Raw genomic sequence first — 16977 nt, 5'->3', positions numbered from 1 at the left:
GTATTTGAGTATTCTAAGCCGATGAACACTGCTATCTTATTTCCAGGGCAAGGGTCGCAAAGCATTGGGATGTTATCTGATCTCAATCAGGCGTTTCCATCAATTGCCGAAACATTTCAGGAGGCGTCCGACGCCTTGGGTTATGACCTCTGGTCTTTAACTCAAAACGGGCCCGAAGATCAACTCAATAAAACCGAAATTACGCAACCTGCTATTCTGACTGCTAGTGTCGCCCTATGGCGGCTATATCAGCAGAAAGTGAATCCTTCCGTTGCCTTTATGGCGGGCCACAGTCTTGGTGAATATAGCGCCTTGGTCGCCGCTGGCGTCATTGGGCTGCAAGAGGGCGTGAAGCTGGTTCAGTTGCGTGGCCAACTTATGCAGAAGTCTGTCGAAGGGCAAGCGACGGCCATGGCTGCGATTTTAGGATTGGATGACCAGGCCGTGATTGACGGTTGTCGCGAAGCGGCTGCCGGAGAGTGCGTTGAGGCTGTGAATTTCAACTGCCCGGGACAAGTGGTTATAGCGGGAACGGAGTCTGCTGTAGAAAGGGCTATTGTGGCGCTCAAGGAGAAAGGTGCGAAGCGTGCATTGAAGTTGGCTGTAAGTGTGCCCTCCCATTGTGCGCTGATGAGGCCGGCCGCGGAGCAATTGGCGGAGCATATCGGCTCTATGGCGTTTAACAAGCCGTCTATACCTGTTGTCCAGAACGTGGGGGCGAGGTCTGTCGATGATCTTGCCGAACTCAAAGACAATCTGATCAAACAATTATTTTCTCCTGTTTTGTGGACGCAGAGCGTTCAACATATGAGTGAGGAAGGCGTGGACAGCTATGTAGAGTGCGGTCCAGGCAAAGTCTTGGCGGGTCTGGTTAAGAAAATTGATCGCGCCGCTTCCATTCAATCGCTATCAGACGCAGAAGTCTGGAACGCGTTATAGAAGGACTCCCATAATGGATAAAGTAGCCTTGGTGACTGGTGCTTCCAGAGGTATCGGCAGCGCCATTGCGGACTCGTTGGCGAAAGCGGGTTATATCACAATTGGTACGGCCACCTCTGAAACCGGCGCGGCGGCGATTACCGAGCGCTTGAGCGCTATCGGTAAGGGGGCGGGAAAAGTGTTGGACGTGGCTTCAGATGAATCCATTGCTCAGTGCCTCAAGTCAATTGAAGAAGAATTTGGCGCTCCGGCTGTGTTGATTAATAATGCAGGCATTACCCGGGATACCTTGATCATGCGTATGAAAGATGAGGACTGGGATCAAGTGGTTCAGACCAACTTGAGTTCAGTCTTTCGCATGAGCAAGCTGGTAGTGAAAAGCATGATGAAGGCGCGTTGGGGTAGAATTATCAATATTAGCTCCGTGGTTGCCTCAATGGGGAATGCGGGGCAGGTAAACTATGCCGCCGCCAAAGCGGGGATTGAAGGGTTTACGCGCTCCCTTGCTAAAGAAATTGGCGCAAGAGGAATTACGGTTAATGCGATTGCGCCTGGTTTTATCGAGACAGATATGACCAGCGAATTGCCCGAAGCCCAGAAAGAGGCCTTGCTGAGCGCTATTCCTTTGCAGCGCCTTGGCAAGCCATCTGAGATTGCTGAAGTGGCTTCATTTTTGGTTTCTGACGCCGCCGGCTATATTACCGGTGAGACCATCCATGTAAACGGCGGCATGTATATGGGTTAAGTTTGCGCCGCCGCGCTATGCGGTGCGTGAACTTTAGCTTGATTAATTAAATAGGGTTCAACTAGACTAGCACGCGATTAAGTGCTTGGTTATGAAATAAGAGTGAGGAAATTATGAGTACTGTCGAAGAGCGCGTTAAGAAGATTGTTTGTGAGCAGTTGGGAGTTAAAGAAGGCGACGTTCAACTGACTTCCAAGTTCGTTGAAGATCTCGGTGCTGACTCTCTGGATACTGTAGAGCTGGTAATGGCGCTTGAAGAAGAATTCGAGACCGAAATCCCAGACGAAGAAGCAGAGAAGATCACAACTGTTCAAGACGCTATCGACTACATCTTGGCTAATCAATAAGAAGTAACCTTCTCAGACCAAGCCGAAGAACCGCTCGCAGGTAGACCTTGCGGGCGGTTTTTTGCTTTTGGGGTTTGTGATTTTTTTGGGGTTGATGCATGTATCTGTTGAATGGTGAAAAAGCGGATCATATATCGATCGCCGATCGAGGGTTGGCCTACGGGGATGGTCTCTTTGAGACTATTCTTGTGGTAGATGGTCGCCCTGTTTTATGGAATGAGCACTTGGCGCGTTTGCGGATGGGGTGTGAGCTATTGCGAATACCCTATGACGTGAGCGGCGATTCTTTGCTGGCGCGATTGGATGAGCTGCTTGCAGAGAATAAAGATATGAGTTGCAAGTGTGTATTGAAGATTATAGTGACCAGAGGAGCTGGCGGTAGAGGGTATGCGCTGCCCGAGGTGCAACAGCCGTTGGAGGTGTTGGGTCTGTTTAGTGTGCCGGATGTCGATTCGATTCAAGTGTATGGCGGCAGTGTGCGGACTCTAAAATCGCAGGCTGTGGAATATGGCTCGTACGCGGGACTTAAGCACCTTAATCGCCTGGAGCAAGTGCTTGCGTCCATTGAGCTTGATGGGCGGGCGTTCGAAGGATTGATGTTTGATGCTTCTGGGCGTTTAGTTGAAGGGACTCGGACGAATATCTTTCTCTGGGATGAGGGTAGAATCTTCACACCGACATTAGCGCGATCGGGGGTGAAGGGCGTGCTGAGACAATATATCCTTAACAATGCTACTGAGTGGGGTTTGCATATTGATGAGGCGGATATTGCTCAGGCAAAATTGAAAAAAATCAAGGGGATGGCTTTGGTCAATAGTGTGATGGGAGTTATTCCGGTTAATCAATTAGATGGTAAATTACTGAATATCGACTGTGTCATCAAAGAACTCCAAGAAAAAGTCCACCAAAAAATCCCGTTTTAGCTTGAGAAAGTTTGTTCTCAAGACCTTTCTTGCTGTATTTCTTATCTCATCAGCAGTTGTCGTCGGCGCATACTATTACGGGCGTTATTTGTTATTGCAGCCCTTGCCGGTGGCTGCCACCACTACAATTGAAGTCAAGCGCGGCGATTCTTTGCGGAAAGTTGCCGATAGGATGGTCGAGCAAGGCGTGCTGGAAAGCGCTGAATGGTTTTATTGGTACGGCCGGCTTAGTCGAAAAGATAAGCAGCTAGTGGCTGGCGAGTATTTGCTTGAGCCTGGCAAGAATACCATTGAGCTGTTCGCCTTGCTGACTTCCGGGAATACTCTGAATTATGCGCTCACTATCATCGAAGGCTGGAATCTGAAGGATGTGCTGCGTGAGCTGGAAAACCATCCAAAACTGGAAAAAACCATCGATACGCAAGATCCGGCTCAGCTCGCCAAATTGCTGGGCATGAACTATCCGCATGCGGAAGGTCTTCTGTTTCCTGATACCTATTTTTATAAAAAAGGGACCCGAGATGTTGATCTGCTGACTACGGCTCATCGTCGGATGGTGCGTATTCTGGAAGATGAATGGTCTCGCAAGAGCGCCTGGAGTGCGGCGGCGACTCCCTACGAAGCGTTGATACTGGCTTCGATCGTCGAAAAAGAAACTAGCGTGGATAGTGAGCGAGGGCGTATCTCCGGGGTGTTTACTTTGCGGCTGGAGAAAGGGATGCGTCTACAGACAGACCCCACGGTGATCTACGGCATGGGTGATAAATATGAAGGAAATCTGCGTCGCAAGGATTTGCGCGAAGCAACGGCTTACAATACCTATGTCATAAAAGGGTTGCCGCCAACACCGATTGCTATGCCTGGGCGCGCCTCCATTCATGCCGCGTTGCACCCCGAGAAGACGGGGGATCTTTATTTTGTGGCGCGAGGTGACGGTACTCATGAATTTTCTAAAACACATGAAGCGCATGTAAGAGCAGTTAGGAAGTACCAGCTCCGTCGCAGAGAAGATTATCGCTCAACGCAGTAATCGAGAGTTGGTGCTGGGCGTGCTAAATTTGGTTTAAGTTTAGATATTTTAATGGGGCAAACGTTGAAGAAAGGGCTGTTTATTACCGTAGAAGGTATCGAGGGGGCGGGCAAGACCACTAACCTCAACTTCATTCGTTCTATTTTAGAGGAGAGCGGAGAGGGGGTGTTGATGACTCGTGAGCCCGGCGGTACGCCGATGGCGGAAGAAGTCAGAGAGTTGTTGTTGCGCCCTCGTGAGGAAACAGTCTCGTCTACGGCTGAATTACTGCTTATGTTCGCTGCGCGAGCTCAGCACCTGGAGCAAAAAATTCGACCAGCTATCGAAAAGGGCGTGCATGTGTTGAGCGACCGGTTTACCGATGCAACTTATGCCTATCAGGGTGGGGGGCGTGGACTGTCCTGGGAAATGATACATGACCTTGAAAAGATGGTGCAGGCGGACTTCAAGCCGGATCTTACTCTGTTATTGCGTATTGATCCTGAGGTTGGGATGGCAAGAGCGAGAAAGCGTGGCGCCTTGGATCGTTTTGAGCAGGAGAAACTGGGGTTTTATTTCCGTGTTCAGGAAGGCTATATGAAGAGGGTGGCTGAAGACCCAGAGCGCTTTCTGGTTGTGGATGCGCAGCAGCCGTTGGAAGATGTACAGGCTACGATTGCCCAGGAATTGGTGGAGAAATTGGTTAGTTAGCCGTTTGTTTGAGCTTTGAATAGTGAATGATAAAAAACGCCCCGCAGTTGCGGGGCGTTTTGTTTTAGGCTTCCGCTTTCGCGTTAGCTGCTTTCTCGGTGTATGCATCCATCTTGTCGAAGTTCAGGTAGCGGTAAATGTCGCCAGCCATGCTGTCGATATTTTTCGCATAGTCCATATACTCTTCAACGGAAGGGAGGCGTCCCAGCACCGCCCCGACTGCCGCGAGTTCTGCGGAGGTCAGGTAGACATTGGCGCCATCCCCCAAACGGTTGGGGAAGTTGCGAGTGGATGTAGAAAGTACGGTTACACCGGGAGCTACGCGAGCCTGGTTGCCCATGCAGAGTGAGCAGCCTGGCATTTCTGTGCGTACGCCATTGCGTCCGTAAATGTTGTAGTAACCTTCTTCCATCAGCTGCGCCTGATCCATTTTGGTGGGTGGCGACATCCAGAAACGGGTTTTCAGCGCGTCTTTGTTTTGCTCCAGCAGTTTGCCGGCAGCACGGAAGTGGCCAATATTGGTCATGCAAGAGCCGATGAAGACTTCATCAACTTTATCGCCTGCTACGTCAGACAGCTTCTTGGCGTCGTCTGGATCGTTCGGACAGCAAACGATAGGCTCTTTGATTTCATCCATATCGATTTCGATAACCGCTGCGTATTCGGCGTCGGAGTCGGCGCGCATCAGACTTGGGTTGGCCAGCCATTCTTCCATGGCTTTGGCGCGACGCTCGATGGTGCGGACGTCTCCGTAGCCTTCAGCGATCATCCAGCGCAGCATAACAATGTTGGAGCGCAGGTATTCGGCGACAGAATCTTCAGACAGGGTGATGGTGCAGCCTGCAGCGGAACGCTCCGCCGATGCGTCGGAAAGCTCGAACGCTTGCTCGACAGTCAGACTTTCCAGGCCTTCGATTTCCAGTACGCGACCAGAGAAGATGTTTTTCTTCCCTTTCTTTTCAACGGTCAGCAGGCCTTGCTGAATCGCGTAATAGGGGATGGAGTGAACCAGATCGCGCAGAGTAATGCCGGACTGCATTTTGCCCTTGAAGCGAACCAGTACTGATTCAGGCATATCCAAAGGCATGACGCCAGTGGCTGCGGCGAAAGCGACCAGACCTGAACCTGCAGGGAAAGAGATGCCCATGGGGAAGCGGGTGTGAGAGTCGCCGCCGGTACCGACAGTGTCTGGCAGCAGCATGCGGTTCAGCCAGCTGTGAATGATGCCGTCGCCAGGACGTAACGCCACGCCGCCGCGGTTCATGATGAAGTCTGGCAGAGAGTGTTGCATTTCTACGTCAACCGGCTTGGGATAAGCGGCGGTGTGACAGAATGACTGCATAACCAAGTCGGCGGAGAAGCCCAGGCACGCCAGGTCTTTCAGTTCGTCGCGAGTCATTGGCCCAGTGGTGTCCTGAGAGCCGACTGTTGTCATGCGAGGTTCGCAGTATTGGCCGGGACGTACGCCTTCGACGCCACAGGCTTTGCCGACCATCTTCTGGGCCAGAGTGAAGCCTTTGCCGGAATCGTTAGCGGCTTGTGGGCGGCGGAATACGTTGGATGGCTCCAGGCCCATCGCTTCGCGAGCTTTGTCGGTCAGGCCGCGGCCGATAATCAGAGGAATACGTCCGCCTGCGCGAACTTCGTCCAGTAGAACGTCTGATTTCAGTTCGAATTCGCCGATGACTTCACCGGTTTCGTGATTCTTGACCTTGCCTTCGAAGGGCAGAATTTCGATGACGTCGCCCATGTTCATTTGGGATACGTCGCATTCAAAAGGCAGAGCGCCGGCATCTTCCATGGTGTTGAAGAAGATAGGAGCGATTTTTCCGCCAATACAAATTCCGCCAGTGCGCTTGTTGGGCACGCCTGGCATGTCGCGGCCAATGTACCAAAGTACGGAGTTGGTGGCGGACTTTCTGGAGGAGCCTGTGCCCACTACGTCGCCGACGAAAGCGACTTCGTGGCCTTTCTTCTTCAGTTCTTCAATCTGTTGCTCGGCATTGGTAATGCCTTCGCGAGGCATTTTGTACATCGCTTTAGCATGCAGAGGGATGTCCGGGCGCGACCATGCGTCAGGCGCAGGAGAAAGGTCGTCGGTGTTGGTTTCGCCTGTTACTTTGAAAACAGTGGCGACAATGCTCTTGGGCACTTCGGGCTTTTGCAGGAACCATTCTGCGTTGGCCCAGGAGTCCATGACTGCTTTTGCATTGGCGTTGCCTGCGTCCGCTTTTTCTTTGATGTCGTGGAAAGTATCGAAAACCAGGAGCGTAGATTTCAGTTGTTCTGCGACAAGCTGTCCAAGAGAAGCGTCATCCAGCAGTTCAACCAGCGTGGAGATGTTATAGCCACCCTGCATCATGCCTAATAATTGAACGGCTTTTTCCTTGGAGATCAGGGGGGATTGGGCTTCGCCTTTAACGATGGCGGTGAGGAAGCCGGCTTTAACGTATGCCGCTTCATCTACGCCGGGGGGCACGCGATTTTCCAACAAGTCTACTAGCGTTTCTTCCTCACCGGCTGGGGGGGCTTTCAGTAGCTCCACCAACCCTGCCATTTGCTCTGCATTAAGCGGCTTGGGTGGGACGCCTAGTTCGGCTCGTTCTTCAACGTGTTTACGATATGCTTCTAGCACGGTAGAACCCTCATCATTTCCTGTATCCGCCCTTATGGGGCGGTGTTTTTGATTGGGCGAGAGGTTACTTCGCTCCATATATAAAGACGCAATATTCTATGCCAATGATAGTGCAAAGTTAAGCAAACGCCCTATCAGCCCTGTTGATAGTCGATATAAATTTGAAAAATGTAGCCATTGGTCGTAATAAACTTTCGTGAATGTAGGTGGGTGAGCGGCTTATAGAAAATGGTGTTGTTGGTGGGTTGGGTGAGCGGGGATATGAGAATTTCTGGTATACTGCCCGGCTCACATTTTGATGATTAATTTTGACTTTTAGTGCGGAAACTCTAGTGGATATGTCTGTATCGGCTCCTGAAGATATCGTTAGCTTTTTAGGCTGTGAAACGCCCGAGGCATGGTTGCATAAAGCTGCAGCGGAACTGCCGTTATTGCTGGTGGATCATGCGCAGTGTGAGAAGAAGGCGGCCTCTTCAGCATTGCAATTGATGTTCAGATATCCTGAGGATATTGAGTTGTCGACGCGGATGTCGAAGCTTGCGCGTGAAGAGCTGCGCCACTATGAGCAGGTAGTGAAAATCATGCAGGGCCGAAACGTGTCTGATCGCAAGCAGACGGCGTCTCGTTATGCTTCCGCGTTGCGCGATTGCGTTCGTAAAGGCGAGCCGCACAGACTGGTGGATATGCTGATCATTGGGGCGTTTATAGAAGCGCGTTCCTGTGAGCGATTCGCTCGATTAATTCCATATTTGGATGAAGAATTGGCTGCTTTTTATCGAGGCTTGCTTGAGTCGGAAGGGCGGCATTACAGAAACTATCTGAAATTGGCCAAAGGGCGTTCACCTGTCGATATAACGGACAGGATTGCGTATGTCCGTGAGGTGGAGGCGGATTTGATTCGTTCGCCTGATTCGGAGTTTCGCTTCCATAGCGGTGTACCCGTTTAAAGTGTTGAGAGCCTGACGCTGCTTGCGTCAGGCTATATCCTCGGCTTTCAGGTTCAGCAATTGGAAGCCATCTGCGTCCGCTCTGCCATACCAGGTTTCGTCTCCCCAGTCGCCCAGAACAATGCGCTTTACTTCTCCTTGGGGTAGGTTATAACGATGTGTGTCGGGACGATGTGTGTGGCCGTGAATCAACAGCTCAATTTTATAAGTGTTGAAGGCGCTTATTACCTCGTCCGGCGCGACATCCATAATTTCTTCCGCTTTTCCTTGGTTCTTCGCCATGCTGATCTGCCGCATTTGGCGAGCTGTTAATTGGCGTTGATCCAGGGGGCGTGAAAGAAACTGCGACTGAAAGGCTGGGTTGCGAAATGTGGCGCGAGCCTTCTGGTAGGCGGCGTCCAAAGTGCAAAGCGAGTCGCCATGCATAAGTAATGACGGGACTCCATACAGATCAAGGGAATGAGGCTCTTCCAGCAGGGTGGCGCCACATTGCTTGGCATAGGTGTCGCCAATGAGGAAGTCGCGATTGCCATGCATGAGATAAATGCAAGTTCCGGCTTCCGCCAGCCTGTGAAGCCGTTGCGCCACCTCTACTTGCAGAGGGGTCTGCTCGTCATCACCTACCCAGACCTCGAAGAAGTCTCCGAGTATATACAGAGCGTCTGCATTCGGAGCTATTTTGTCCAGAAAATTAAAGAAAAACCGGGTGAGTTCCGGTTTTTCCACTTCCAGATGTAGATCGGAAATAAACAGCGTTGGCATGATTTATTCGACGATGGTGGCGGAAGTGATAATCACATCTTCGGCTGGAACGTCTTGGTGCGCGCCTTTATAAGTGGTGGCGACGGATTTGATTTGATTGACGATGTCCATGCCCTCAACGACTTTGCCGAATACTGCGTAACCCCAGCCTTCAGTGGTTTCCGAAGTGAAGTCCAGGAATCCGTTATCTGCGACGTTAATAAAAAATTGAGCGCTTGCTGAGTGAGGGTCCATAGTGCGGGCCATGGCGACAGCGCCTGTCATGTTGCTAAGGCCGTTGTTTGCTTCGTTCTTGATTGGCTCCCGGGCCTGCTTGGGAGTAAGGCCTGGCTCAAAGCCGCCGCCCTGAATCATGAAGTTGGAGATGACGCGGTGAAAGATGGTGCCGTCATAAAAGCCGTCGCGGACATATTGCTCGAAGTTTTTCGCTGTAATAGGGGCGTTTTCGTGGTCGAGCTCGATTTTGATGTCACCGAAGTTTGTCTGCAAAAGAATCATGTAGTTACCTTTTAAGGCTTTTGAACGGTTAAAACGTCATTTTAGCCAAAAAGCAGCGACCATTTCAGTAATTTGCGCTGCGACGAAGGTAAAGTTTCCCTATAATTGCCGGTTTATTCCCTGTGCGTATAATCCAAGGGATATTAAAAGCGAATTCTTTTGCAAGGCTGAGAATCAGCCTTAAGCGCAATAAACATTGATGGTAGAGAAAGCATTTTTATGAGTGAAGGCGAGGCCATAAAGCCCAACTTTATTACCCAGATCATTGATAAAGATCTGGCGGCGAACAAGCATGGCGGCAAAGTGCATACCCGTTTTCCACCGGAACCGAATGGATATCTCCATATCGGCCATGCGAAGTCCATTTGTCTAAACTTTGGCGTTGCTGAAACCTACGCCAACGGCCGCTGCAATCTACGCTTCGACGATACCAATCCTGAAAAAGAAAGCCAGGAATACATCGATTCGATCGCCGCTGACGTCAAGTGGCTGGGGTGTGAGTGGGAAGAGCCTGTCAGACATGCTTCCTCATACTTTGATCAGTTGTTTGAGTACGCCATTGAGCTGATTAACAACGGCAAGGCTTATGTGTGTAGCCTGACGCCTGACGAAATGACTGCATATCGCGGCTCACTGAAAGAGCCGGGCAAACCCAGTCCCTATCGCGACAGGAGCGTTGAGGAAAACCTCGACCTATTTCATCGTATGGCGAAAGGTGAGTTTGCGGATGGCGCTCATGTGCTACGCGCCAAGATCGATATGGCGTCGCCCAATATCAATATGCGCGATCCTATTTTGTATCGCATCCGTCGCGCTCACCATCATCAGACTGGTGATAAGTGGTGCGTGTACCCGATGTACGACTACACACATCCGATTTCGGACGCTCTGGAAGGGATAACGCATTCTCTATGCACACTGGAGTTTGAAGACCATCGCCCCCTGTATGACTGGGTGTTGGATAACATCAGTATCGATTGCCATCCACAGCAAATTGAGTTTGCGAGATTAAATCTCAACTATACCGTCACCAGTAAGCGTAAGCTGAAGAAGCTGGTGGACGAAAAGTATGTTGAAGGTTGGGATGATCCGCGCATGCCGACTCTGGCGGGGCTGCGTCGTCGCGGCTATACGCCCCGCTCAATTCGTAGCTTTTGCAATGCAATTGGTGTAACGCGCAGCGAAGGCGTGGTTGACGTAGCCATGCTGGAGTTCGCGATCCGTGAAGATCTGAATGAGCGGGCGCCAAGAGCAATGTGCGTGTTGCACCCATTGAAAGTGGTGATTACCAACTATCCCGAAGGGCAAGTTGAGGAGTTGGTGGCGCCGGCGCATCCTCAAAATGAGTCCATGGGAACTCGCACTGTGCCTTTCGCGAGAGAGATTTATATTGATCAGGAGGATTTCCGGGAATCCGCCAATAAACACTTCAAGCGTTTAGTGTTAGGGAAGGAAGTGCGCTTACGTAACGCTTATGTGATTCGTTGCGATGAAGTGATCAAAAATGAAGCGGGTGAACCTATTGAACTGCGCTGTGTCTATGATGCCGATACGCTGGGTAAAGACCCGGAAGGGCGCAAAGTTAAGGGCGTTATTCACTGGGTCGCTGCGGATCAGGCGGTAGATGTGGAAGTGCGGCTTTATGACCGCCTTTTCAATCATGAAAGCCCCGACGCCCAGAAAGAGGTGGAATTTACTGAATTTCTGAATCCAGAGTCTCTGGTTGTCTTGAGTGGAGCTAAGGCGGAGGCGAGCCTGCGTCAGGCGGGTTCTGAAGTTCCATATCAGTTTGAGCGGGAAGGGTATTTTTACCTCGACCCAATCAAGGCGGCTCAGGGTGAATTGGTGTTTAATCGCACGGTCACACTTCGTGACACCTGGGCGAAAATTGAGGCGAAGGGCGAATAATTTCGCCTTTACGCCGGAAGCAACGTTAACGGTAACATTAGGACTAATAGGTCGTGTTGAAGATATACAGTAGCCTTTCTCAGCAAAAAGAAGAGTTTAAACCCATTCAGGCCGGTAAGGTCGGTATCTACGTTTGCGGAATGACTGTATATGACTACTGTCACCTTGGGCATGCCCGGGTCCTGGTGTGTTTTGACATAATTACCCGTTATCTGCGCGCGAAAGGTTACGACGTCAATTATGTGCGCAACATTACTGACGTTGATGACAAGATTCTGAATCGGGCGCGTGATAACGGGGAGTCTGTTGATGCGTTGACGGCTCGTTTTATCGACGCCATGCATGAAGATGAGCGCGCGTTGGGCGTGCTGTCTCCTTCTGCGGAGCCTCGTGCGACGGGGCACATTGGTGAAATTATCGCCATGATTCAGCGGCTCATGGATAAAGGGTATGCCTACCATGCGTCCAATGGTGATGTTTACTACGCCGTAGAGCAGTTTGCGGATTACGGTAAGCTCAGCAAGCAGAAGCTGGATGAAATTCGCGCTGGAGCCAGAGTTGAAGTGGATGCGGAGAAGCGCAGCCCTGCGGATTTTGTGCTATGGAAGGCGGCGAAGCCGGGTGAGCTGTCATGGAGTTCGCCATGGGGTGAGGGGCGTCCTGGCTGGCATATTGAGTGCTCTGCAATGTCTACGCAATGCTTGGGCGATACCTTTGATATCCATGGCGGCGGACCGGATCTTAAGTTCCCGCACCATGAAAACGAAATAGCGCAGTCGGAAGCCGCTACAGGCTGTAAGTATGTTAATTATTGGATGCATGCTGGTCCCGTAAGAGTGGATAAGCGGAAGATGTCCAAATCTTTGGGTAACTTCTTCACAATTCGAGAGATTCTGGATCGGTATCCGGCGGAAGTTGTACGGTATTTCATTGTCTCCAGTCATTATCGGAGTGCGATTGATTATTCCGATCTCGCTTTGAATGAGGCGCGGAGCGGGTTGGAGCGATTGTACAACACCTTTCGTGAGCTCTATGGGGAGTTGGGTGCTGTTTCAGTGGATGAATCTCTGGTTGAGGAGTATCGAGAGCGCTTCCATCAGGCGATGGATGATGACTTCAATACCTCTTCCGCTGTGGCCGTGCTGTTTGATATGGCGAAAGCGGTGAACGTGGCGAAAAAGGAAGATCGCGTCAAGGCGTTATCGCTGGCGAAAGGCATGATTGATCTGGCTGAGGTGCTTGGTCTGCTTCAAGCTAACCCTGAATCGGTGATGCAGGGAGAGAACGAAGAGGTTGGCGGTCTGGGTGTGGCTGAAATTGAAGACTATATTGCTCAGCGCAATGCGGCTCGCGCCAATAAGGACTTTGCTGAGTCTGACCGCATTAGAGACTTGCTCAAGGATAAGGGCGTACTGCTTAACGACGCGCGTGAGGGTACGACCTGGCAGAGAGCTTAGCTCGGTCGTTTAAATGTAAAAAGCCCCGGTTATTTATGTGAGTAACCGGGGCTTTTCTCTATATGGAGTCTGCTAAGTGATTGGCTATGAGGTGGGAGCTAATCTTTGTGCAGGTGATTCGCGGCGTAAAGCGTGTTCTCCATGAGGGTGGCGACGGTCATGGGGCCGACGCCTCCGGGTACTGGCGTGATCCAGCTGGCGCGTTCCGCCGCTTCATCAAATTCAACGTCCCCAACTAGCGCGCCGTCATCTTTGCGATTGATGCCTACATCGATCACGATGGCGCCAGGCTTTACCCATTCGCCTTTTACAATGCCTGGGCGCCCTACTGCGACGACAACGATATCGGACTGGCTCACTTTGGCTGGAAGGTTGACCGTAAAACGGTGAGTAATGGTGACGGTGCAGCCCGCCAGCAATAACTCTAATCCCATGGGGCGTCCGACAATATTAGACGCTCCGACCACCAAAGCATCTTTGCCTCGCAGCTCAACGCCGGTGCGGGCCAGTAGCGTCATAATGCCTTTAGGGGTGCAGGGGCGTAGCACGGGCATGCGCTGCGCCAGTCGGCCCAGATTGTAAGGGTGAAAGCCATCGACGTCTTTGTCTGGCTTGATGCGCTCTAATATATTGTCCGCATCCATATGCGCAGGGAGGGGCAATTGGACGAGGATGCCATCTATGGCGTTATCTTCGTTAAGAGTGTCGATGAGCTTGAGTAGCTCCTGCTCCGTCGTGCTCTCGTCCAAGGTGTATTTTTGAGAGAGAAAGCCGACTTCTTCGCAAGCCTTGGTTTTGTTCTTCACATAAACTTGGGAGGCGGGATCCTCTCCCACCAATACAACGGCGAGACCGGGTGGTCGCAGACCGCTGTCGATGCGGGCTTTTACGCCTTCCGCAACATTTTTGCGAACGTCCGCGGCGACCTGCTTGCCGTCGATCAGCCTAGCGTGATGGTTGTTCTGGGCGTGAGTCATAGTCATGGCCAACTGATGGGAATAGGGGCCCACATTTTACTGAAATGGCGCTATAGCTCAATTGTTTAATGTAATGCTAAAGGCTGGTTCGGGCGGTCTTGGTTGATGGTTTGAGTTTAGCGGGTGGGCGCTTCATGTTAGGAGGGTGTAAGTAAGTGGTTGGTGGCGGTATCATGTTGAGGTGGGGATGCTCCTCTCATCTATATGTATTTATGTGGAGGCAAACCGCCTAATAGGCTGTGTTTGAAAATATTTTAAGTATTTTCAAATTGATGGTTGACGATGGTGGGTTCCGCGAGTAATATTCGCGCCAGCTTTCGCTGAGACGCCTGGTCTCACTAAGAGCGGGGTATAGCGCAGTCTGGTAGCGCGCCTGCTTTGGGAGCAGGATGTCGGGAGTTCGAATCTCTCTACCCCGACCACTTTATTCGGTGAGTAATCACGGTTTGAAGTGGTAGTTCGCAAGGATTCGCGAATATAGAGCGCCCGTAGCTCAACCGGATAGAGCATCGGCCTTCTAAGCCGAGGGTTGCAGGTTCGAGTCCTGCCGGGCGCGCCATGCTTTAAAGTGGTGGCCTTAGGTAGCGAAGCATTTGTGGTGGACGTAGCTCAGTCGGTAGAGCTCAGGATTGTGATTCCTGCGGTCGAGGGTTCGATCCCCTTCGTCCACCCCATTCCTCTCAAGCTTTAGGGCTTGTTAAAAAGTTTTGATGTATTTTGCAGCAAAACTACCTCTTATAGTGCGAAAGTGGCGGAACTGGTAGACGCGCTGGATTTAGGTTCCAGTATCGAAAGATGTGAGAGTTCGAGTCTCTCCTTTCGCACCATGTTGATTTTTAATAATTGCGAAGCTCCTTGTTTGTATTCTCTACTTGCTAAAGCAGTCGGGGCTCCGTAATATTTGCCTCCACTTTTTTAAGTTGCGTATCAGAATCGAGGATTATCATGCAAGTTTCGCTAGAGTCGACCTCTTCTATCGAGCGTCGAATGACAATTGGTGTGCCGGCAACTCAAGTTAACTCGGAAGTAGAGAAGCGTTTGCAGAAAACTGCTCGTACTGTCCGCATGAATGGTTTCCGTCCCGGCAAGGTACCGATGAGCGTAGTCAAGAAGCGCTACGGAGAAGGCGTGCGCCAGGAAGTTATCGGCGAAATGATGCGCGACGCCTATGTTGAGGCGCTTCAGAAAGAAGACCTGAACCCCGCTGGCTATCCCAAATTTGAACCCAAGAAAATCGAAGACGGCGAAGACTTGGAGTTTATCGCTACATTCGAAATCTATCCTGAAGTAGCTATTGGCGACCTTTCCTCTATCAGTGTTGAAAAAGAAGACTTTGAAATTGTTGATGCCGATGTTGATACCATGATCGACAAGCTGCGTCAGCAATCTTCTGTATGGAAAGATAGCGAAGATGCAGCTGCTGACGGCGACCGTCTGACCATCGACTTCAAAGGCATGATTGATGGTGAAGCATTTGAAGGCGGTTCCGCAGAAAATGCACAGATCGTTATCGGCTCCAAGCGCATGATTCCAGGCTTTGAAGACGGTTTGGTGGGCTTAAAGGCTGGCGATGAAAAAACGCTGGATCTGACTTTTCCTGAAGATTATCACGCTGAAAACCTGAAGGGTAAACCTGCTCAGTTTGAAGTGAAGGTGAGCAAGGTTGAGCGCTCTGAACTGCCTGAAATCAATGATGAATTCTTTGCGCAGTACGGCGTACAGGAAGGTGGAGAAGAGGCTTTCAAGGTTGAAATTCGCAAGAATATGGAGCGTGAAGCAAAATTTGCAATCGCAAATAAAGTGAAGCAGCAAGTGGTTGATCAGTTGCTAGGCTTGAGCGAATTTGACGTGCCTTCTGCTCTGGTTGACTCTGAAGTTAACAGAATGCGCGAAGATGCTGCCCAGCGTTTCGGTGGCGGTCAAATGAAGGCTTCGCAATTGCCTGCGGAACTGTTTAAGGATCAGGCGGTCAAACGTGTTAAGACCGGCTTGATTTTCGCTCAAGTGGTTAAAGATAACGGCCTTGAAGCGTCTGAAGAGCAGATCGAAGCGAAAATTCGTGAGCTGGCGTCAAGCTATCAAGAGCCTGAGCAAGTGGTTAGCTGGTATATGAGCAACCCAGAGCAGAAGGCTCAAATGCAGTCTGTAGTACTGGAAGATGTGGTGGTTGACTTCGTGGCTGATAAAGCGAAGATCGAGACTAAGTCCGTATCATATGAGGACGCAGTCAAGCCAAGAACAGCTCCTGCTGCGGAAGCTGATCAGGCGGAAGAAGCTGAGCAAAGCGCGGAATAAAAAACGCGGTCTTGCGCTAAAAAAGCCAGCAAATTAAGCTAGAATGACAAACAGCCGGTAACGTCCGGCTGTTTGTCTTTTAAAGATAGCAATGGAGTTCTGATAAAAATGGCTCGCGACGACAACGCAACGATGATGAATAAATTAGAAATAGCCAATGCTCTGGTGCCCATGGTGGTTGAGCAAACCGCGCGTGGCGAAAGATCCTACGATATATACTCAAGGCTGTTGAAAGAGCGGATCATTTTTCTGGTCGGCCAGGTTGAAGACCATATGGCTAATCTGGTGGTGGCGCAGTTGTTGTTCCTGGAGTCAGAGAACCCGGACAAAGATATTCATCTCTACATCAATTCTCCTGGTGGCTCCGTGACCGCGGGGCTGTCAATTTACGACACCATGCAATTTATCAAACCTGACGTCTCTACAATGTGTATCGGGCAGGCGGCAAGTATGGGTGCGTTACTATTAAGCGGCGGCGCTGCTGGAAAGCGCTACTGTCTGCCACACTCCCGCGTGATGATTCACCAGCCATTGTTGGGCGGTCTGCAGGGGCAGGCTTCCGATATAGAGATACATGCGAAGGAAATTCTGTTGTTGCGCGAGAAGCTGAACAACATTCTCTCCAAGCACACAGGGCAAGACATTGAGACCATCGCCCGCGATACTGACCGCGATAAGTTCATGGACGCGGAGATGGCTAAAAATTATGGCTTGATAGACTCTGTGCTTGATAAACGGGTAGTTGGTTAGCATACTTGGTGTATGGTAAATACGTAAGACTAACTAAACCCGTCTTGCATATATTGAATTAATTTAGGGGTAGT

The 16977-nt window shown here is 50.8% G+C and carries 15 protein-coding genes and 4 tRNA genes; 15 read left to right on the top strand and 4 right to left on the bottom strand.

Going from position 1 to position 16977, the window contains the following annotated elements:
• Nucleotides 1–21: 21 nt before the first annotated feature.
• From fabD to tmk, 6 genes are all read left to right on the top strand, one after another.
• On the top strand, nt 22–939 hold the full coding sequence (fabD, locus tag ONV78_RS06895) for an ACP S-malonyltransferase (RefSeq protein ID WP_216739041.1): 918 nt from the start codon (nt 22–24) through the stop codon (nt 937–939).
• 13 nt (nt 940–952) lie between these two features.
• Nucleotides 953–1684, top strand: a complete 732-nt coding sequence (gene fabG / locus ONV78_RS06890; protein WP_216739040.1) for a 3-oxoacyl-ACP reductase FabG — start codon at nt 953–955, stop codon at nt 1682–1684.
• A 113-nt stretch (nt 1685–1797) separates the two neighbouring features.
• Complete coding sequence (gene acpP, locus ONV78_RS06885) at nt 1798–2031, top strand: acyl carrier protein (protein ID WP_011396045.1); 234 nt, start codon at nt 1798–1800, stop codon at nt 2029–2031.
• Nucleotides 2032–2129: 98 nt separating this feature from the next.
• Complete coding sequence (pabC, locus tag ONV78_RS06880) at nt 2130–2954, top strand: aminodeoxychorismate lyase (protein WP_279502120.1); 825 nt, start codon at nt 2130–2132, stop codon at nt 2952–2954.
• Nucleotides 2905–3984 carry an endolytic transglycosylase MltG gene (gene mltG, locus ONV78_RS06875; protein WP_279502119.1) on the top strand — a complete coding sequence of 360 codons (1080 nt, stop codon included), beginning with the start codon at nt 2905–2907 and terminating at the stop codon, nt 3982–3984. Before pabC ends, mltG begins: the two co-directional genes overlap by 50 nt.
• Before the next feature lie 51 nt (nt 3985–4035).
• Nucleotides 4036–4674 (top strand): dTMP kinase, encoded by a 639-nt coding sequence (gene tmk / locus ONV78_RS06870; RefSeq protein WP_279502117.1) that lies wholly within the window; start codon nt 4036–4038, stop codon nt 4672–4674.
• 64 nt (nt 4675–4738) lie between these two features.
• Here the strand turns inward: tmk and acnB are convergent, their stop codons facing one another.
• Nucleotides 4739–7309: a bifunctional aconitate hydratase 2/2-methylisocitrate dehydratase gene (acnB, locus tag ONV78_RS06865; RefSeq protein ID WP_279502116.1), complete on the bottom strand. Its 2571-nt coding sequence runs from the start codon at nt 7307–7309 to the stop codon at nt 4739–4741.
• 338 nt (nt 7310–7647) lie between these two features.
• On the opposite strand from acnB, the gene ONV78_RS06860 reads away from it, so the two are divergent.
• The gene (locus ONV78_RS06860) at nt 7648–8256 is read left to right on the top strand and encodes a tRNA-(ms[2]io[6]A)-hydroxylase (RefSeq protein WP_279502114.1); all 609 of its coding nucleotides are present in this window, start codon (nt 7648–7650) and stop codon (nt 8254–8256) included.
• A gap of 27 nt (nt 8257–8283) precedes the next feature.
• On the opposite strand, the gene ONV78_RS06855 is transcribed toward ONV78_RS06860, so the two are convergent.
• Nucleotides 8284–9018, bottom strand: coding sequence for a UDP-2,3-diacylglucosamine diphosphatase (locus tag ONV78_RS06855; RefSeq protein ID WP_279502112.1), 735 nt, complete (start codon nt 9016–9018; stop codon nt 8284–8286).
• A gap of 3 nt (nt 9019–9021) precedes the next feature.
• Nucleotides 9022–9516, bottom strand: a complete 495-nt coding sequence (locus ONV78_RS06850) for a peptidylprolyl isomerase (protein WP_279502111.1) — start codon at nt 9514–9516, stop codon at nt 9022–9024.
• Between the two features lie 219 nt (nt 9517–9735).
• Here ONV78_RS06850 and ONV78_RS06845 point away from each other — a divergent pair, with 219 nt between their 5' ends.
• A complete protein-coding gene (locus ONV78_RS06845; RefSeq protein WP_279502109.1) occupies nt 9736–11424 on the top strand; it encodes a glutamine--tRNA ligase/YqeY domain fusion protein in 1689 nt (562 codons plus the stop codon).
• Nucleotides 11425–11477: 53 nt separating this feature from the next.
• A complete protein-coding gene (gene cysS, locus ONV78_RS06840) occupies nt 11478–12881 on the top strand; it encodes a cysteine--tRNA ligase (RefSeq protein ID WP_279502108.1) in 1404 nt (467 codons plus the stop codon).
• Between the two features lie 98 nt (nt 12882–12979).
• Here cysS and folD read toward each other — a convergent pair whose 3' ends face one another.
• Complete coding sequence (folD, locus tag ONV78_RS06835; protein WP_279502107.1) at nt 12980–13864, bottom strand: bifunctional methylenetetrahydrofolate dehydrogenase/methenyltetrahydrofolate cyclohydrolase FolD; 885 nt, start codon at nt 13862–13864, stop codon at nt 12980–12982.
• 339 nt (nt 13865–14203) lie between these two features.
• Between folD and ONV78_RS06830 the strand changes: the two genes are divergently transcribed.
• The 6 genes from ONV78_RS06830 (at nt 14204) to clpP (ending at nt 16903) form a co-directional block, all read left to right on the top strand.
• Nucleotides 14204–14280 (top strand) — tRNA-Pro (locus ONV78_RS06830).
• 60 nt (nt 14281–14340) lie between these two features.
• A tRNA-Arg gene (locus tag ONV78_RS06825) sits at nt 14341–14417 on the top strand.
• 39 nt (nt 14418–14456) lie between these two features.
• Nucleotides 14457–14532, top strand: a tRNA-His gene (locus ONV78_RS06820).
• 68 nt (nt 14533–14600) lie between these two features.
• A tRNA-Leu gene (locus ONV78_RS06815) sits at nt 14601–14685 on the top strand.
• Between the two features lie 118 nt (nt 14686–14803).
• Nucleotides 14804–16153 (top strand): trigger factor, encoded by a 1350-nt coding sequence (tig, locus tag ONV78_RS06810; RefSeq protein ID WP_216739031.1) that lies wholly within the window; start codon nt 14804–14806, stop codon nt 16151–16153.
• 135 nt (nt 16154–16288) lie between these two features.
• The gene (gene clpP, locus ONV78_RS06805) at nt 16289–16903 is read left to right on the top strand and encodes an ATP-dependent Clp endopeptidase proteolytic subunit ClpP (RefSeq protein ID WP_041599406.1); all 615 of its coding nucleotides are present in this window, start codon (nt 16289–16291) and stop codon (nt 16901–16903) included.
• Nucleotides 16904–16977 lie beyond the last annotated feature (74 nt).

The sequence above is a fragment of the Hahella sp. CR1 genome (assembly GCF_029813005.1).
Classification (GTDB): Bacteria; Pseudomonadota; Gammaproteobacteria; order Pseudomonadales; family Oleiphilaceae; genus Hahella.
Note: the sequence above shows the minus strand (reverse complement) of the source record. Positions and strands in the feature narration are given on the sequence as shown.

What these genes read in the sequence shown, in the direction of transcription:
- fabD (WP_216739041.1), top strand. Translation starts at nt 22, where the DNA reads ATGAACACTGCTATCTTATTTCCAGGGCAAGGGTCGCAAAGCATTGGG.
- fabG (WP_216739040.1), top strand. Translation starts at nt 953, where the DNA reads ATGGATAAAGTAGCCTTGGTGACTGGTGCTTCCAGAGGTATCGGCAGC.
- acpP (WP_011396045.1), top strand. Translation starts at nt 1,798, where the DNA reads ATGAGTACTGTCGAAGAGCGCGTTAAGAAGATTGTTTGTGAGCAGTTG.
- pabC (WP_279502120.1), top strand. Translation starts at nt 2,130, where the DNA reads ATGTATCTGTTGAATGGTGAAAAAGCGGATCATATATCGATCGCCGAT.
- tmk (WP_279502117.1), top strand. Translation starts at nt 4,036, where the DNA reads ATGGGGCAAACGTTGAAGAAAGGGCTGTTTATTACCGTAGAAGGTATC.
- ONV78_RS06860 (WP_279502114.1), top strand. Translation starts at nt 7,648, where the DNA reads ATGTCTGTATCGGCTCCTGAAGATATCGTTAGCTTTTTAGGCTGTGAA.
- ONV78_RS06855 (WP_279502112.1), bottom strand. Translation starts at nt 9,018, where the DNA reads ATGCCAACGCTGTTTATTTCCGATCTACATCTGGAAGTGGAAAAACCG.
- ONV78_RS06850 (WP_279502111.1), bottom strand. Translation starts at nt 9,516, where the DNA reads ATGATTCTTTTGCAGACAAACTTCGGTGACATCAAAATCGAGCTCGAC.
- ONV78_RS06845 (WP_279502109.1), top strand. Translation starts at nt 9,736, where the DNA reads ATGAGTGAAGGCGAGGCCATAAAGCCCAACTTTATTACCCAGATCATT.
- folD (WP_279502107.1), bottom strand. Translation starts at nt 13,864, where the DNA reads ATGACTATGACTCACGCCCAGAACAACCATCACGCTAGGCTGATCGAC.
- tig (WP_216739031.1), top strand. Translation starts at nt 14,804, where the DNA reads ATGCAAGTTTCGCTAGAGTCGACCTCTTCTATCGAGCGTCGAATGACA.
- clpP (WP_041599406.1), top strand. Translation starts at nt 16,289, where the DNA reads ATGAATAAATTAGAAATAGCCAATGCTCTGGTGCCCATGGTGGTTGAG.